The organism is Salmonella sp. 32100201201700099SM, from assembly GCF_017572645.1.
Taxonomy (GTDB): Bacteria; Pseudomonadota; Gammaproteobacteria; order Enterobacterales; family Enterobacteriaceae; genus Salmonella; species Salmonella enterica.
The window spans coordinates 166,389-183,745 of record NZ_JAGERQ010000005.1; the positions used below are offsets into that span (position 1 = coordinate 166,389).

Below are 17,357 nucleotides of genomic sequence, written 5' to 3' on the forward strand. Positions count from 1 at the left end.
GCAATTCTCTTAGTAAACCAGTACAGCGCGACGGTTCTTAGCGTAAGCCGCTTCGTCGTGGCCCAGTACGGCAGGTTTTTCTTTACCGTAAGAAACGATGGAGATCTGGTCAGCGGAAACGCCTTTACCCTGCAGGTACATTTTAACGGCGTTAGCACGACGTTCGCCCAGGGAGATGTTGTACTCCGGAGTACCGCGTTCGTCCGCGTGACCTTCTACGGTGACTTTGTAAGACGGGTTGCTACGCAGGAAGTTAGCGTGCGCATCCAGCATTGCCGCGAAGTCAGAGCGGATATCGTACTTGTCGAGATCGAAGTAAACGATGTTGTTCTGCTGCAGCTGCTGCATCTGCAGACGCGCTTGCTCTTCAGATGACATGTTGCCGTTGCCGTTAGCGTCCATACCAGTGCCGGCGCCGTTCAGCATGCCGCCTTCGCTACCGTCATTGCTGGCGTTCTTGTTGGAAGAACATGCCGCGATTGCCATAACAGGCAGAGCAATCATCAGGCCCTTCAGCACTTTGTTCAGTTGCATTTCTTTAATTCCTTTAGTAATCAATTAATTATTATCACAGATACGGCGACCAGGCAGGCGATTTCACCTGACCATCAGTTGCCGGAAGACGCGCTTTGAAACGCCCATCTGTAGAAACCAAATTCAGCACAGATCCCATCCCCTGAGAAGAGCTGTAGATTACCATCGTGCCGTTAGGTGCCAGACTTGGCGTTTCATCCAGGAACGTTGACGACAGAACCTGTACGCCACCCGTCACCAGATCTTGTTTGGCAATGTGCTGCTGCCCGTTATTTGAGCTTACCATTACCATAAATTTACCGTCGCTGCTGACATCCGCATCCTGGTTTTGCGAACCTTCCCAGGTAATACGTTGCGCCGCACCGCCGTTAATGTTCATTTTATACACTTGCGGACGTCCAGCCTGGTCAGAGGTAAAAGCCAGAGTCTGGCTGTCCGGGAACCAGGTCGGCTCCGTATTGTTGCTACGCCCGTCCGTTATCTGACGAATCTGGCCGGAGGCGAGATCCATGACGTACAGGTTCAGACTTCCGGTTTTCGATAACGCGAACGCCAGTTTCGTCCCATCCGGCGAGAAGGCCGGCGCGCCGTTGTGACGCGGGAAGGACGCAACCTGACGCACTGCGCCGTTTGCCAGCGTCTGGATAACCAGCGCGGAGCGACCGCTTTCAAATGTCACGTAAGCCAGTTTTGAGCCGTCCGGAGACCACGCCGGAGACATCAACGGCTGCGGAGAACGGTGCACCACAAACTGATTGTAACCATCGTAATCCGACACACGCAGTTCATACGGGAACTGACCGCCGTTAGTCTGTACCACATAGGCGATACGAGTACGGAACGCGCCCTTAATGCCCGTCAGTTTTTCAAAGACTTCGTCACTGGCGGTATGGCCTGCATAACGCAGCCACTGCTTGTTCACTTTATAAGAGTTTTGCGCCAGTACAGTCCCCGGCGCGCCGCCAGTGTCAACCAGCTGATAAGCAACATTGTAGGAACCGTCCGGATTCGGCGTTACCTGCCCAACGACGACGGCATCAATACCCAGCGCAGACCATGCGGTAGGCTGAACTTCCTGAGCGGTGGCTGGCTGCTGCGGCAGTCGGGACCGGTCTAACGGATTAAATTTACCGCTATTGCGTAAATCTGCCGCCACGATGCCGCCGATATCTTCAGGCGCAGCGCCCGGCCCGGCCCATTTAAAAGGCACAACGCCAATCGGTCGCGCCGAGTCCACCCCCTGGGTGATCTCGATACGGACTTCTGCGTGCAGCACTGCCGCCCACAGCATCAGAAAACCAAATGCTACTCGTAATGCCTGCTTCATCATATCTCCCATACCTGGGCCTGCGACCCACGATAATTTAGCAGAATGTTAACAAACTCAAATACACAAAACCACCAGGACCAGTAACAACTCAACCGCTCCAACTTCCATAAAGAAAAGTATCTACAGTTTAAAGTCTAGTTTGGCATCCTTTATTTTCTCATAAACAGCCTGGCTTGGCGGTTTAGGAATTTTCGCGGTTTTTGCCGCCATTAACGCCGCCTGACAAAGCGCCGGATCGCCGCCCTCAGACGTAATGCTTTTTAATGAGCCATCCGGCGCCAGGCTAATATGCAAGACACATTGTTTGCCCTGATACAGGCTCGCATCATACAGACGGCTCTGAATGGCGACCTGAATCTGTTTCGCGTAGGCGCTGATATCAGCGCCTGCCGTCCCACCGTTAGCGCCCGATGTACCGCTATCTTTCGATGGCTGACCATTCCCTTTCGCGCCGCCGCCGGTTTTCGGCGCATTCTTACCCGAGCTGAGATCGCCAAGCAGATCGTCGACGCCTTCTGCGGCGGCCGCTTTTTCGGCAGCCGCTTTCTTCTTAGCGTCCGCCGCTGCTTTCGCCGCCGCGGCATCCGCTTTCTTCTTCGCCTCCGCCGCCGCTTTCGCCGCCTCGGCATCCGCTTTCTTCTTAGCGTCCGCCGCTGCTTTCGCCGCTTCGGCCTCCGCTTTCTTCTTCGCCTCCGCCGCTGCTTTCGCCGCTTCGGCCTCTGCTTTCTTCTTCGCGTCCGCCGCCGCTTTCGCCGCTTCGGCTTCCGCTTTCTTCTTCGCGTCCGCCGCCGCTTTTACCGCCTCGGCCTCTGCTTTTTTCTTCGCGTCCGCCGCCGCTTTCGCCGCCTCGGCCTCCGCTTTTTTCTTCGCGTCTGCCGCCGCTTCTTCGGCCTGTTGCTGCTGCTGTTGCGCCAGTTTTGCCGCTTCTTCAGCCTGCTTTTGCTGCTCCTGAGCCGCTAAACGTTCTTTCTCAAGTTGTTTCAACCGCTCCTGTTCGGCAGCCTGCTTCTGCTGCAGCTCCTCTGCTTGCTGCTGTTGCAGCTTTTTACGCTCTTCTTCCGCGCGTCTGGCGCTGGCCTGTTGATCCTGCTGACGGTTGTACTGCTGCACAACGGCGCCAGGATCGACCATCACCGCGTCGATAGCGGAACCGCCGCCGCCGCCGGCAGAAGCCTCTATATGCTCATCAAACGAACTCCAGATCAGCACTGCAAATAAGATGATATGCAGCACGGCTGAAATAATTATCGCCCGTTTGAGCTTGTCGTTTTGTTCGGTTGCCTTTGACACTCTCGGTTCCCAAAAAACTGTTCGCCTGTTACTCGTCGTCTTTCAAGCCAACGGGACGCAGACTTCAGATTGGCTGCGTCATTAAGCCAACCGATTTTACGCCCGCGCTGTGTAACAAGTTCAGCGCTTTAATTATTTCATCGTACGGCACCTCTTTCGCGCCGCCGATTAAAAAGACTGTTTTCGGATTAGCCTGCAGATGACGCTTTACTTCTGCGATCACCTGTTCAGACGGCAGTTGATCCATTCGATCTTTATCAACCACTACGCTGTATTGCCCTACTCCGGAAACCTCAATAATGACCGGTGGATCGTCGTTACTACTGACCGCCTGCGACTGATTCGCCTCCGGCAAGTCGACTTCCACGCTCTGGGTAATGATCGGCGCGGTTGCCATAAAGATCAGCAGCAGCACCAACAGTACGTCGAGCAGCGGTACAATATTGATTTCGGACTTAAGTTCGCGACGACCTCGTCCACGCGTTCTGGCCATGGCTTACCCCTTGTTGCTTTCGCTTACGGTAAACGCCTGGCGGTGCAGAATCGCGGTGAACTCTTCCATAAAGTTGTCGTAATTCAGTTCCAGCTTGTTCACGCGCTGATTCAGTCGGTTGTAAGCCATAACCGCAGGGATGGCGGCAAACAGACCAATCGCCGTGGCAATCAATGCTTCGGCAATACCCGGCGCAACCATTTGCAGAGTCGCCTGTTTCACCGCGCCCAGGGCGATAAACGCATGCATAATCCCCCATACGGTGCCAAACAGACCGATATAAGGACTGATAGAGCCTACCGTGCCAAGAAACGGGATATGCGTTTCCAGCGTTTCCAGCTCTCGGTTCATGGAGATGCGCATCGCACGCGACGCCCCCTCTACCACTGCCTCCGGCGCATGGCTGTTGGCGCGATGGAGCCGGACAAACTCTTTGAACCCGCTATAAAAGATTTGTTCCGAGCCCGACAGACTATCGCGTCTCCCCTGGCTTTCCTGGTACAGACGCGATAGTTCGATTCCGGACCAGAATTTATCTTCAAACGCTTCCGCCTCACGCGCAGCGGCGTTCAGGATACGCGTTCGCTGGATAATGATGGCCCAGGATGCTATTGAAAAACCAATCAAAATCAACATGATAAGTTTAACCAGAAGGCTTGCCTTCAGGAACAAATCAAGGATATTCATGTCAGTCACTGCTTAAACTCCGCGACAATAGACTTAGGAAGCGCACGAGGCTTCATTTTGAGTGGATCAACGCAAACAATCAGAACCTCTGCTTCATTTAGCAGCGTGTTCTCTGCGTTGACAATGCGTTGCGTGAAAACCAAAGCGGTGCCACGCATTGACGTAATTTCTGTTTGAACTTCAAGCATATCGTCGAGCCGCGCAGGCGCATAGTATTCCAGCGTCATCTTGCGCACCACAAAGGCGACCCGCTCCGCCAGCAGCACCTGTTGGCTGAAGTGATGGTGACGCAGCATCTCCGTGCGCGCTCTTTCATAAAAAGCGACATAGCTGGCGTGATAAACCACACCGCCGGCGTCCGTGTCTTCGTAATAAACTCGAATTGGCCATCGAAACATATACTTATTCATCCCTGCAGCCTCTTTGTTGGCGTCATCCGCTTGCCGCCGTAATGCCTCAAGAATGCCGTTGTATATCGCCTTGTATTCACTTTACATCCCGGTAATGCAACAAAAGTAGAGCTTTTAAACGTTGCTACTATACGCGTGGGAATGAGGCTTGGGAATGGGGGGAAGTTAAGGGAGAGTAAAAATATATGGGCTTATGCAAGCCCCTATATTTTTAAGGAGGTTTCTTATTCACAAGAAGAAGAAAATCAGGCCGACGATAAGGACGATATCCGCAAGGAGCGGACAAAAAATCCCTTGCCAGTGTACGGATTCAGGGCGAAAACCCACGCCGTGGATTATGCCTGCGCAAACCGCCCACATCAGCAATAATCCGTGCCAGATTTCAAGCGTGCTGGTCCTGGCGGCAAACCGTGACGGGTCCCAGAACATACATCCTGCCAGCACTATCGCCATCACGAAGGAAAGCGCCCTTAAGGGGCGCTTGTCCATTACCGCATAAATATACTTCATCCTCTAAGCTGCCTCTTTGTTGGCTGCGGCTGTTAGTCGGCCCATCCCTGGGCCACCCCCTTACAGGGCCGCTGCAAGCAGCGTTCAAATCTGTTCCTGACAGATTTGTTACCCCAGTCACTTACTGATGTAAGCTCCTGGGGATTCGCAGCCTTGCCGCCGCGATGCAACTTAAATGATTTTGTATATTGCATAGCGACAATATGAATCATTAGCTTTCTTCTTGACCGGTTTTACCCGCTTCAACGTGCTCAAGCGCCAGGGCGGTAATGATCCCGAATGCACAGGCAAGAAGCGTTCCCAGAATCCATGCGAAATACCACATTTTAAGCTCCTTACTTAGTACAGAGAGTGGGTGTTGCTTTCAATATGTTCTTTAGTGATACGACCGAACATTTTCCAGTAACACCAGCTGGTGTAGATCAGAATGATCGGTACGAACACCGCCGCAACCCAGGTCATCAGATTCAGCGTCATCTGGCTGGATGTCGCATCCCACATGGTCAGGCTGGCATTCATCATCGTGCTGGACGGCATCACAAATGGGAACATAGCGATACCCGCCGTCAGAATAATGCAGGCCAGGGTCAGCGAAGAGAACAGGAATGCCCACGCGCCTTTCTCCATACGGGAAGTCAGGATAGTCAGCAGCGGCAGAACCACGCCCAGCGCCGGAACCAACCACAGGATCGGAGCATTATTAAAGTTCACCAGCCAGGCGCCAGCTTCACGCGCTACTTCTTTAGTCAGCGGGTTAGAGGCGGCATGATGGTCAATCGCGGATGTAACGACATAACCATCAATACCATACATTACCCAAACGCCCGCCAGCGCAAAGCACACTAATGTCACCAGCGCCGCAATCTGCGAGGTGGCGCGCGCGCGCAGGTGCAGTTCGCCAACGGTGCGCATTTGCAGGTAAGTCGCCCCCTGCGTGATGATCATCCCTACGCTTACGATACCCGCCAGCAGACCAAACGGGTTCAGCAACTGGAAGAAGTTACCGGTGTAGTACAGACGCAGATACTCATCTACATGGAACGGTACGCCCTGCAACAGGTTGCCAAAGGCCACGCCAATCACCAGCGGCGGCACAAAGCTACCGATGAACACGCCCCAGTCCCACATGTTGCGCCAGCGCGGGTCTTCAATCTTGGAACGGTAATCAAAACCGACCGGACGGAAGAACAAAGACGCCAGCACCAGGATCATCGCCACATAGAAACCGGAGAACGCCGCGGCGTAAACCATCGGCCAGGCAGCAAACAACGCGCCGCCCGCGGTGATCAACCACACCTGGTTACCGTCCCAGTGCGGGGCGATAGAGTTAATCATAATTCGACGTTCGGTGTCGTTACGACCGAGGAAACGGGTGAGCATCCCCACCCCCATGTCGAACCCATCGGTGACAGCGAAACCAATTAGCAAAATGCCAACCAGCAGCCACCAGATAAAACGTAGTACTTCATAATCGATCATTTGACGACTCCTGTCTTAGCGTGCCGGCTGAGAAGTCACGGTGGACTGCTCAAAGTGATAGCGACCGGTTTTCAGGCTGCTTGGGCCAAGGCGTGCAAATTTGAACATCAGGAACAATTCTGCCACCAAGAACAGGGTATACAGGCCGCAAATCAGAAACATGGAGAACAGCAGATCGCCCACGGTCAGCGATGAGTTCGCCACGGCTGTCGGCAACACTTCGCCGATCGCCCACGGCTGACGACCATACTCGGCGACGAACCAACCTGCTTCAACCGCAATCCACGGCAGTGGAATACCGTACAGCGCCGCACGCAACAGCCATTTTTTCTCACCGATGCGGTTACGAATCACGCTCCAGAAGGAAAGTGCGATAATCGCCAGCAGCAGGAAGCCGCACGCCACCATGATACGGAAAGCGAAGTACAGCGGCGCAACGCGAGGAATAGAATCTTTCGTCGCTTGCTGGATCTGCGCTTCGGTCGCGTCAGTCACATTAGGCGTATAGCGTTTCAGCAGCAGGCCGTAACCGAGATCTTTCTTCATGCTGTTAAACTGGTCGCGAACGGCCTGGTCGGTAGAACCGGCGCGCAGCTGCTCCAGCAGCTCATAAGCTTTCATCCCGTTACGGATACGCTCTTCATGCTGAACCATGAGATCTTTCAGGCCAATAACCGGCGTGTCCACGGAACGCGTAGCGATAATGCCGAGCGCATAAGGGATCTGAATCGCCAGATGGTTTTCCTGTTTGTCCTGGTCAGGAATGCCGAACAGGGTAAAGGAGGCCGGAGCAGGTTGCGTTTCCCATTCAGCTTCAATCGCAGCGAGCTTGGTTTTCTGCACGTCGCCCATTTCGTAACCGGATTCGTCACCGAGTACGATAACGGACAGTACGGCAGCCATACCGAAGCTGGCGGCAATAGCAAAGGAGCGTTTAGCAAAGGCGAAGTCACGACCTTTCAGCATGTAGTAAGCGCTGATACCGAGGATGAACATCGCGCCGGTGACATAGCCGGACGCCACAGTGTGAACAAATTTCACCTGTGCTACCGGGTTCAGCACCAGTTCAGAGAAGCTCACCATTTCCATACGCATGGTTTCGAAATTGAAATCCGCAGCGATTGGGTTTTGCATCCAGCCGTTCGCTACCAGAATCCACAACGCGGAGAGGTTGGACCCCAGAGCCACCAGCCAGGTGACGCACATATGCTGAACTTTACTCAGACGATCCCAGCCGAAGAAGAACAGACCTACAAAGGTGGATTCGAGGAAGAAGGCCATCAAACCTTCGATGGCCAGCGGCGCACCGAAGATGTCCCCAACATAGTGGGAGTAGTACGACCAGTTTGTCCCGAACTGGAACTCCATGGTCAAACCGGTAGCTACACCCAGAGCAAAGTTGATACCAAACAACTTGCCCCAGAACTTGGTCATATCTTTATAAATCTGTTTGCCGGAAAGGACGTATACCGTTTCCATAATGGCCAGCAGGAACGCCATACCGAGCGTTAGCGGCACAAACAGGAAGTGGTACATCGCGGTCAAGGCAAACTGTAAGCGCGACAGTTCGACTATATCTAACATCATGACTCCTTGCTCATCGCATGAAGACTCCGAGAGTGAACCCCGTTAGAAAGGGTCACACGCATGCCCCAATACAAATTTATTTGCGGCCTCTCATCGTACTATCCCCTCGGGAAGGAAACAGTAATGATGAAAGGTTACAAACATGTTAATAAAAAACCCAAATTGATCCCGCAAATATATTACGCCGTAAAACCCTTACAATAAACAGGTTTTTAGTGGGTCAGATTTGCTTTTTTCGACAGCGATCAATTTATGGCTAATCTATCGCTTTTCAGGGAATTTGATCACGGACAATTTAACCAGTTTTGATGCTCTTTTCCAACATTTAAATATTGATTAAAATCAATTTTTGAAGTTAATGTTAATAATGTTTATTCATTGAATGCATGGTGAATTTTTTGTTAACTTTTTGTTTTTACAAAGAGTAATTTCCAACCCTCTGCAAAAAGAGGCTTATTCGGTAAGGCTAAACATTTTGTGCGTTTTTTACTGCCCCGCATCCCGTAAAAAACATTCCACATTGATGTTCAATTATTGCTAAATAGCTCACAGATTTTTTCTGCAGGTTATCAATACTTATTATTTTATACATTTAGTCTATTTTTATTTTACTTATAATTAACACCGCAAAGAAACTATCTCATTGCACACGCGCCATCATCCCACCGGGATTACCCTGCCCGAACTTCCCTTTCCCGACGACTAATGGCCAGGATCATCTTGCCGGGTTATCGTCTTAATTATCGCTAATAAGCTTTCCAGATAGCCAGGATCAAACAAACATTTTATTCGCTACTTTTTCTTTATTTCAACAACACCGTATTTACCTCTCCATAATTATTATAGCGAAGATTCTGTTATCACCTTCACAGCTTAACCCTTAATTTCTACGTCACTCATAGTGATAATTCTGTTTATTCGCAGCCATAAATACCCTTTAAACATGATTAATCACGAACGCATAGTGTCAATAAGTTCTTAATAATTTTTAAAGTTAACCTCTTTTAACCAGCAAAAGTTCATATAATTTATTAAACGATATCTTTAATACTTCAGGAAAATAATGCCGGTACTCTTATGATTAAAATAGCTGTTTTATTCTGCCATTAAACAAGCAGTCTGTGTAAGCGCGATACATCTGAGGAGACGTGTAGTTCGCGCTCAGGCAAACATGCGCGGCCACAGAGTCAAGCGTCAATTTACTATAGAGGTTAGCGTCAACATAGTGTAATGCTGCAATGCGTTTTTTTCATGGCGGAAAGCGCATAATCCGTCTCCAATGAGGTCGGCAGGTCTTTCACTAAGACAGCATCTGTATTTGCTGCAAAAGTGTTAACCAGCAAACTGAGTAAATTTACTGCCGCTACCAGACGGTTATTATCAATTATTTTCAGACTCCACCATGTTTTTTAATGAGGCATCATTTTCCTATAGTTCAATATTTACAAAGCCAATAATTTTATATCCCGGATGCTTCACCCGTACTTTGCCACAAACAATAAAGCCATAAAAAAGGCCACCGTAAAGGTGGCCAACCATGTCGAAAACGGACATTTATCTGTTCCCGCAGGAACAGAGAGTTTTATTTTATAATTGCTTTCAGCGCTTCGCCGATATCGGCCAGGCTGCGAACGGTTTTCACGCCCGCGGCTTCCAGCGCGGCGAATTTTTCATCCGCAGTGCCTTCACCACCGGCAATGATGGCGCCAGCGTGGCCCATACGTTTGCCTTTCGGCGCGGTAACACCCGCGATATAGCCAACAACCGGCTTGGTCACGTGGTCTTTAATGTAAGCCGCCGCTTCTTCTTCCGCGCTACCGCCGATCTCACCGATCATCACGATCGCTTCAGTCTGCGGATCTTCCTGGAACAGTTTCAGGATGTCGATGAAGTTAGAGCCCGGAATCGGGTCGCCGCCGATACCCACGCAGGTGGACTGACCGAAACCGTAGTCGGTGGTCTGCTTAACCGCTTCATAGGTCAGCGTACCGGAACGGGAAACGATACCCACTTTACCCGGCTTATGAATGTGACCCGGCATGATGCCGATTTTGCATTCGCCCGGGGTAATCACACCTGGGCAGTTCGGGCCGATCATGCGTACGCCTGCTTCGTCCAGCTTCACTTTCACAGTCAGCATATCCAGCGTCGGAATACCTTCGGTGATGGTGATAATCAGTTTGATGCCTGCGTCGATCGCTTCCAGAATGGAGTCTTTGCAGAACGGCGCCGGGACGTAGATAACGGATGCGGTCGCACCGGTGGCTTCTACCGCTTCGCGCACGGTGTTGAACACCGGCAGACCCAGATGCGTGGTGCCGCCTTTGCCCGGCGTTACGCCGCCGACCATCTGCGTACCGTAAGCAATCGCCTGTTCGGAGTGGAAAGTCCCCTGGCTACCGGTGAAGCCCTGGCAGATAACCCTGGTATCTTTATTAATTAAAACGGACATTATTTCCCCTCCACTGCGGCAACAACCTGCTGAGCTGCATCCGTCAGACTTTTCGCTGCAATAATATTCAGGCCACTGTCAGCCAGTTTCTTCGCGCCGAGTTCGGCGTTGTTGCCTTCCAGACGCACCACCACCGGAACGTTCACGCCCACTTCTTCCACCGCGCCGATGATACCGTCGGCAATCAGGTCACAACGGACGATACCGCCGAAGATGTTAACCAGAACCGCTTTCACGTTGTCATCCGAGAGGATAATTTTAAACGCTTCGGTGACGCGCTCTTTGGTTGCGCCGCCGCCCACGTCAAGGAAGTTAGCCGGTTCGCCGCCATGCAGCTTAACGATGTCCATGGTGCCCATCGCCAGGCCCGCGCCGTTCACCATGCAACCGATGTTGCCGTCCAGCGCGACGTAGTTCAGCTCCCACTGCGCCGCCTGCGCTTCACGCGGGTCTTCCTGAGACTGGTCACGCATTTCACGCAAATCCGGCTGGCGGAACAGCGCGTTGCCGTCAGCGCCCAGCTTGCCGTCGAGGCAAATCAGATCGCCCTGCTTAGTAATCACCAGCGGATTAATTTCGATTAGCGCCAGGTCGCGCTCAAGGAAAATGGTTGCCAGGCCCATAAAGATTTTGGTGAACTGCTGCACCAGTTTACCTTCCAGACCCAATTTGAACGCTAGCTCCCGTCCCTGATACGGCATCGGGCCGGTCAGCGGATCGAGCGCGACTTTATGGATCAGATGCGGGGTTTCCTCCGCGACTTTTTCGATCTCCACGCCGCCTTCGGTAGACGCCATAAAGACCACGCGACGAGAACTACGGTCAACCACCGCGCCGAGGTACAGTTCTTTGCCGATGTCGGTCGCCGCTTCAACCAGAATCTGGTTTACCGGTTGGCCATTAGCGTCTGTTTGATAGGTCACCAGACGTTTGCCCAGCCAGTTTTCCGCAAAGGCGCGAATCTCTTCTTTGCTTTTTACTACCTTCACACCGCCCGCTTTGCCGCGGCCGCCAGCGTGAACCTGACATTTCACTACCCACGGGCCGGCACCGATTTTAGACGCGGCTTCTTCGGCTTCACGCGGAGTAGTACAGGCATAACCCACCGGCGCCGGTAAGCCATAGCGGGCAAAAAGTTGTTTTGCCTGATATTCATGTAAGTTCATGTGTTCTGTCCATCCTTCAGGTAATCGTTATCTTTAGACCTGTAGGCCTGAAAGCTGCGCGCCATCAGGCATTACACCATCGCCGGATGGCGGCGTGAACGCCTTATCCGGCCTACAGGTAGCAGGTGATGCTCTTGCTGACTACACGTCCAACAGCAGACGGGTCGGATCTTCCAGCAACTCTTTGATGGTGACCAGGAAGCCCACGGATTCGCGACCATCGATCAGGCGATGATCGTAAGAGAGCGCCAGGTACATCATCGGCAGGATTTCCACCTTGCCATCCACCGCCATCGGCCTGTCTTTAATAGCATGCATTCCCAGAATCGCGCTCTGCGGCGGGTTGATGATCGGGGTAGACATCAGCGAACCGAATACGCCGCCGTTGGTAATGGTAAAGTTACCGCCGGTCAGGTCTTCTACGGTCAGCTTGCCGTCGCGGCCTTTGACAGCCAGTTCTTTAATTTTTTTCTCAATGTCAGCCATGCCCAGCGTATCCACGTCACGCAGGACCGGCGTGACCAGGCCGCGCGGCGTAGACACCGCCATGCTCACATCAAAGTAGTTGTGGTACACCACGTCATCGCCGTCGATAGAGGCGTTCACTTCCGGATAACGCTTCAGCGCTTCTACTACCGCTTTCACGTAGAAGGACATAAAGCCCAGGCGGATACCATGACGTTTTTCAAACACTTCGCCATACTGCTTACGCAAATCCATAATCGGCTTCATGTTGACTTCATTGAAGGTCGTCAGCATGGCGGTGGAATTTTTCGCTTCCAGCAGACGCTCGGCCACGCGCTTACGCAGGCGGGTCATTGGCACGCGTTTTTCGCCGCGCGCGCCCAGAGCGGGTTGTGCTGCAGGTTCAACAGCGGGTGCTTTAGACTCGCCTTTCGCCAGATGTTTTTCCACATCTTCACGGGTCAGACGCCCACCCACACCAGTGCCTTTAATGGCGCTGGCTTCCAGATTGTGTTCAGCCAGCAGGCGACGGATCGCCGGGCTGAGCGCATCGTTGTTTTGTTCTTCCAGCGACGCCTGCTGGCGCTGTGCCGGCGTAGACGCTTTCTCTTCAGATTTGGCGCTGGTCTCTTTACCCGCGCTGTTGCCTTCACGCAGGCGACCCAGGATCTGGCGAGAGGTGACAGTCGTCCCCTCCTCTTCCAGAACCGCATCCAGAATGCCGTCCGCTGATGCCGGTACTTCCAGTACCACTTTGTCAGTTTCGATTTCTACCAGCACTTCGTCACGAACAACCGCATCACCCGGTTTTTTATGCCAGGTGGCGACGGTCGCGTCCGCTACGGACTCAGGCAGGTCGGGAACAAGAATATCTACGCTACTCATTATTTATCCTTTATTTAATCGACGTTCAGCGCGTCATTAACCAGATCTTGTTGCTGTTTCTGGTGAACGGACATATACCCTACCGCCGGAGAGGCGGAGGCCGGGCGACCTGCGTAACGCAGAGCGGCCCCAAACGGAATCACTTCACGGAAATGATGCTGACTGCAGTACCATGCGCCCTGGTTGAGCGGCTCTTCCTGGCACCAGACAAAATCATGGACGTGAGCGTGTGGTTGCAGCGCTTCCTGCACCGCTTTATGCGGGAACGGATAGAGCTGTTCGATGCGCACGATAGCGACATCTTTCTGTGAGTTTTTACGCCGTTGTTCCAGCAGGTCGTAATAAACCTTACCAGAACACATTACCACGCGTTTTACGGCTTTAGGGTCCAGCTCGTCAATTTCGCCAATGGCCGGCTGGAAGGAACCGTTCGCCAGTTCATCAAGCGTGGAAACCGCCAGCGGGTGACGCAGCAGCGATTTCGGCGACATCACCACCAGCGGACGACGCATCCCGCGCAGCGCCTGACGGCGCAGCATATGGTAGGCCTGCGCCGGGGTGGACGGCACGCAAACCTGCATATTCTGCTCGGCGCAAAGTTGCAGATAACGTTCCAGACGCGCGGAAGAGTGCTCCGGGCCCTGCCCTTCATAGCCATGCGGCAACAGCATCACCAGACCGCACATCCGGCCCCATTTCTGCTCGCCGGAGGAGATGAACTGGTCAATCACCACCTGCGCGCCGTTGGCAAAATCGCCAAACTGCGCTTCCCAGATAGTCAGGGTACGTGGTTCCGCCGTGGCATAACCGTATTCAAAAGCCAGTACCGCTTCTTCAGACAGCACGGAGTCCCAGACTTTAAACTGTCCCTGACCGCTGTGAATATGCTGCAGCGGCGTATACGTTGAGCCGTTCGTCTGGTTGTGGATCACCGCATGACGATGGAAGAAGGTGCCGCGACCGGAGTCTTCCCCGGACAGGCGCACCGGAATGCCTTCATCGACCAGCGTGGCGTAAGCCAGATTTTCCGCGCCGCCCCAGTCAAACAATTTCTCGCCTGCCGCCATTGCCTGACGGTCGCCATAAATTTTCGCCACGCGAGACTGCATTTCAATGGCTTCCGGCACGGTGCTGATACGTTTTGCCAGCTCCTGCAGACGCTTCATTTCTACCTTGTTCGGGTATGCTTCATCCCATTCGTGGTTTAGATACGGCGACCAGGTGAACGAGTGCATATTCATCGGACGCCACTCTTTCACCACGCATTCGCCTGCATCCAGCGCATCGCGATAGAGGTTGACCATTTCGGTGGCATCTTCCAGCGTTGCGACCTTATCAGCTTCCAGTTTGTCGGCGTAGATTTTACGCGGCGTCGGATGCTTTTTGATTTTCTGGTACATCAGCGGCTGGGTTGCGCTTGGCTCGTCGGCTTCGTTGTGGCCGTGACGGCGGTAGCACACCAGATCGATAAAGACATCGCGTTTAAAGGTATTACGGAAGTCCAGCGCCAGACGGGTCACAAAAGCGACGGCTTCCGGATCGTCCGCATTGACGTGGAAAATCGGCGCCTGGACCATTTTACCGATATCGGTGCAGTAAGGCGTTGAACGCGCATCCAGTGGGTTAGAGGTGGTGAAGCCCACCTGGTTGTTGATAACGATACGTACCGTACCGCCCACTTCGTAACCGCGCGCTTTCGACATGTTCAGGGTTTCCTGAACCACGCCCTGGCCGGTCACCGCGGCGTCGCCGTGAATAGTGATCGGCAACACTTTGTTGCTGCTCGGTTCGTCCAGTCTGTCCAGACGGGCGCGCACGGAGCCCATCACCACCGGGCTCACAATTTCCAGATGCGATGGGTTAAACGCCAGCGCCAGGTGAACCAGACCGCCTTCGGTTTCGATATCTGACGAGAAGCCCATGTGATACTTCACGTCGCCGGTACCCAGATGTTCTTTATGCTTACCGGCAAATTCGTCGAACAGATCCTGCGGTTTTTTACCCAGTACGTTGATCAGCACGTTCAGGCGACCGCGGTGCGCCATCCCCAGCACCACTTCGCGAGTGCCGCTGTTACCCGCATGGCGAACCATCTCTTTCAGCATGGGTATCAGCGCATCTCCCCCCTCGAGCGAGAAACGTTTCGCACCCGGGAATTTGGCGCCCAGATAACGTTCCAGCCCTTCAGCGGCGGTCAGTTCGTTCAGGAAGCGTTTTTTCTCGTCAGCGCTAAAGGCCGCACGACCGGATTCGATGCGCTGTTGGATCCAGCGTTTCTCTTCGGTGCTGGTGATGTGCATATACTCAGCGCCAATCGGGCCGCAGTAGGTCTGTTTGAGCGCGTCGAGCAGCTCGCCCAGCTTCATCGTCTCTTTGCCGCTGGCAAAGGAGCCGACATTGAAGGTTTCCTGGAAATCGGCCTCGGTCAAATCATGGAAAGAAGGATCCAGATCCGCCACGCGTTCTTGTTTCCAAAGACCCAGCGGATCGAGGTTTGCATGCTGATGGCCACGGAAACGATAAGCGTTGATAAGCTGCAGGACTTTAACCTGCTTCACATTGGTGTCAGGGTCGGAAATCGTAGAAGAGTGACGTGAGCCAGCCAACGCCTGCCGCCGGAAATATTCACGTGTTTTTGAATGGAGTTGATCCGGTTTGACTCCGGTACCAGGTAACTGCTGGAACGTCAAACGCCAGTTAGCGTCTACCGAGTCAGGATCGGTTAAGAAGTCTTCATAGAGCTGTTCTATCCAGCTCTGATTCGAACCAGAGAGGTAAGAAGAGTCCAACCAGGCTTTCAAAGCGCTGTTCTGCATCGTGATCCCTTAAGCATCTTTTCTGCTTATTTAATACTCTAAATAGGTCACGTTTCAGGAAGGCGGCAAGCTTGCGAATCCCAGGGAGCTTACATCCAGTAAGTGACCGGGGTGAGCAAGTGCAGCCAACGCACATGCAACGTGAACTATGACGAGTATTTCGCCGTGGATACTAACCACGCATACGCTGTATGCGTGCCGGGGTTCACTTGTTGCGGACTGTCGTGTCATCTGCGTCCGCTAAGGAACCTTTAAAAACTGTCTAATAATCTTCGCTGTTCAGGCTACGACTGCGTTGCGGCCTTCGCTCACTCCGGTCACATAGTTAACTATGCTCCCGAAGATTCGTTCAGACCGCGCCTTGTCTCGCTCTGAACATCTCGATTATTACTAATCATATGGCAGTTTTTAGAGGTTTCCTGCACTTCTATTGCCTGATGGCGCCTGGCTTATCAGGCCTACAGAATACGTAACCCGTAGGCCGGATAAGACGGTACGTCGCCATCCGGCAACCACTACAACTACTTATGCGCTACGCTGCAACAGCATCGACTTAATATGGCCGATAGCGCGCGTCGGGTTCAGTCCCTTAGGACATACACTGACGCAGTTCATAATGCTGTGACAGCGGAATACGCTGAATGCATCGCTCATCCCTTCCAGACGACTATCGGTCTCGGTATCACGACTATCGATCAGGAATCGATACGCCGCGAGCAGACCCGCCGGACCGATAAACTTATCCGGGTTCCACCAGAATGACGGGCAGGATGTTGAGCAACAGGCGCAAAGAATACATTCATACAGCCCATCGAGTTTTTCACGCTGCTCCGGCATCTGCAGATGCTCACGAGCCGGTGGATTTTGCCCATTATTCAATAAGTAAGGCTTAATCTTCTCATATTGTGCGTAGAATTGCCCCATGTCTACCACCAAATCGCGGATCACCGGCAAACCGGGCAGCGGGCGAATCACAATCTTTTTACCCGGCTGGTTCAGCGCCGAAATAGGGGTAATACAGGCCAGACCATTCTTACCGTTCATATTCAAACCATCAGAACCACACACACCTTCGCGGCAGGAACGGCGGAAAGAAAGGCTGGGATCTTTTTCTTTAAGCTGGATTAACGCATCCAGCAGCATCATGTCGCGCCCTTCTTCGCCTTCCAGGGTGTAATCCTGCATACGCGGAGCGTTATCGACATCCGGGTTATAACGATAAATCGAAAATTCGAGTTTCATCATCCTGTCTC

At 52.8% G+C, this 17,357-nt stretch carries 15 protein-coding genes; all 15 read right to left on the minus strand.

Annotation, left to right across the window (positions count from 1 at the left end):
• Positions 1 to 9: 9 nt before the first annotated feature.
• Positions 10 to 534 (minus strand): peptidoglycan-associated lipoprotein Pal, encoded by a 525-nt coding sequence (gene pal, locus J4685_RS10135; RefSeq protein WP_001176621.1) that lies wholly within the window; start codon positions 532 to 534, stop codon positions 10 to 12.
• 34 nt (positions 535 to 568) lie between these two features.
• Positions 569 to 1,861 carry a Tol-Pal system beta propeller repeat protein TolB gene (gene tolB, locus J4685_RS10140; protein ID WP_001562341.1) on the minus strand — a complete coding sequence of 431 codons (1,293 nt, stop codon included), beginning with the start codon at positions 1,859 to 1,861 and terminating at the stop codon, positions 569 to 571.
• Between the two features lie 123 nt (positions 1,862 to 1,984).
• Positions 1,985 to 3,154 carry a cell envelope integrity protein TolA gene (gene tolA, locus J4685_RS10145; protein ID WP_000030564.1) on the minus strand — a complete coding sequence of 390 codons (1,170 nt, stop codon included), beginning with the start codon at positions 3,152 to 3,154 and terminating at the stop codon, positions 1,985 to 1,987.
• A gap of 64 nt (positions 3,155 to 3,218) precedes the next feature.
• The gene (gene tolR, locus J4685_RS10150) at positions 3,219 to 3,647 is read right to left on the minus strand and encodes a colicin uptake protein TolR (RefSeq protein WP_000124676.1); all 429 of its coding nucleotides are present in this window, start codon (positions 3,645 to 3,647) and stop codon (positions 3,219 to 3,221) included.
• Between the two features lie 3 nt (positions 3,648 to 3,650).
• A complete protein-coding gene (gene tolQ / locus J4685_RS10155; protein ID WP_000131318.1) occupies positions 3,651 to 4,343 on the minus strand; it encodes a Tol-Pal system protein TolQ in 693 nt (230 codons plus the stop codon).
• Positions 4,340 to 4,744 (minus strand): tol-pal system-associated acyl-CoA thioesterase, encoded by a 405-nt coding sequence (gene ybgC, locus J4685_RS10160; protein WP_001046240.1) that lies wholly within the window; start codon positions 4,742 to 4,744, stop codon positions 4,340 to 4,342. Before ybgC ends, tolQ begins: the two co-directional genes overlap by 4 nt.
• 228 nt (positions 4,745 to 4,972) lie before the next feature.
• Positions 4,973 to 5,254, minus strand: coding sequence for a cyd operon protein YbgE (gene ybgE / locus J4685_RS10165; RefSeq protein WP_000875305.1), 282 nt, complete (start codon positions 5,252 to 5,254; stop codon positions 4,973 to 4,975).
• Between the two features lie 211 nt (positions 5,255 to 5,465).
• Positions 5,466 to 5,579 carry a cytochrome bd-I oxidase subunit CydX gene (gene cydX, locus J4685_RS10170; protein ID WP_000270278.1) on the minus strand — a complete coding sequence of 38 codons (114 nt, stop codon included), beginning with the start codon at positions 5,577 to 5,579 and terminating at the stop codon, positions 5,466 to 5,468.
• A gap of 14 nt (positions 5,580 to 5,593) precedes the next feature.
• Positions 5,594 to 6,733 carry a cytochrome d ubiquinol oxidase subunit II gene (cydB, locus tag J4685_RS10175; protein WP_000568258.1) on the minus strand — a complete coding sequence of 380 codons (1,140 nt, stop codon included), beginning with the start codon at positions 6,731 to 6,733 and terminating at the stop codon, positions 5,594 to 5,596.
• Between the two features lie 15 nt (positions 6,734 to 6,748).
• Complete coding sequence (cydA, locus tag J4685_RS10180) at positions 6,749 to 8,317, minus strand: cytochrome ubiquinol oxidase subunit I (RefSeq protein ID WP_000884369.1); 1,569 nt, start codon at positions 8,315 to 8,317, stop codon at positions 6,749 to 6,751.
• 1,585 nt (positions 8,318 to 9,902) lie between these two features.
• Entirely contained in the window at positions 9,903 to 10,772 is an 870-nt protein-coding gene (gene sucD / locus J4685_RS10185; protein WP_000114640.1) for a succinate--CoA ligase subunit alpha, read from the minus strand.
• Entirely contained in the window at positions 10,772 to 11,938 is a 1,167-nt protein-coding gene (sucC, locus tag J4685_RS10190; protein ID WP_001048590.1) for an ADP-forming succinate--CoA ligase subunit beta, read from the minus strand. The genes sucD and sucC overlap by 1 nt, the downstream gene beginning before the upstream one ends.
• Positions 11,939 to 12,079: 141 nt before the next feature.
• Positions 12,080 to 13,288 (minus strand): 2-oxoglutarate dehydrogenase complex dihydrolipoyllysine-residue succinyltransferase, encoded by a 1,209-nt coding sequence (gene odhB / locus J4685_RS10195; protein WP_000099858.1) that lies wholly within the window; start codon positions 13,286 to 13,288, stop codon positions 12,080 to 12,082.
• A 14-nt stretch (positions 13,289 to 13,302) separates the two neighbouring features.
• Entirely contained in the window at positions 13,303 to 16,104 is a 2,802-nt protein-coding gene (gene sucA, locus J4685_RS10200) for a 2-oxoglutarate dehydrogenase E1 component (protein WP_001181495.1), read from the minus strand.
• Positions 16,105 to 16,629: 525 nt separating this feature from the next.
• The gene (sdhB, locus tag J4685_RS10205; RefSeq protein WP_001727709.1) at positions 16,630 to 17,346 is read right to left on the minus strand and encodes a succinate dehydrogenase iron-sulfur subunit SdhB; all 717 of its coding nucleotides are present in this window, start codon (positions 17,344 to 17,346) and stop codon (positions 16,630 to 16,632) included.
• Positions 17,347 to 17,357: the final 11 nt, after the last annotated feature.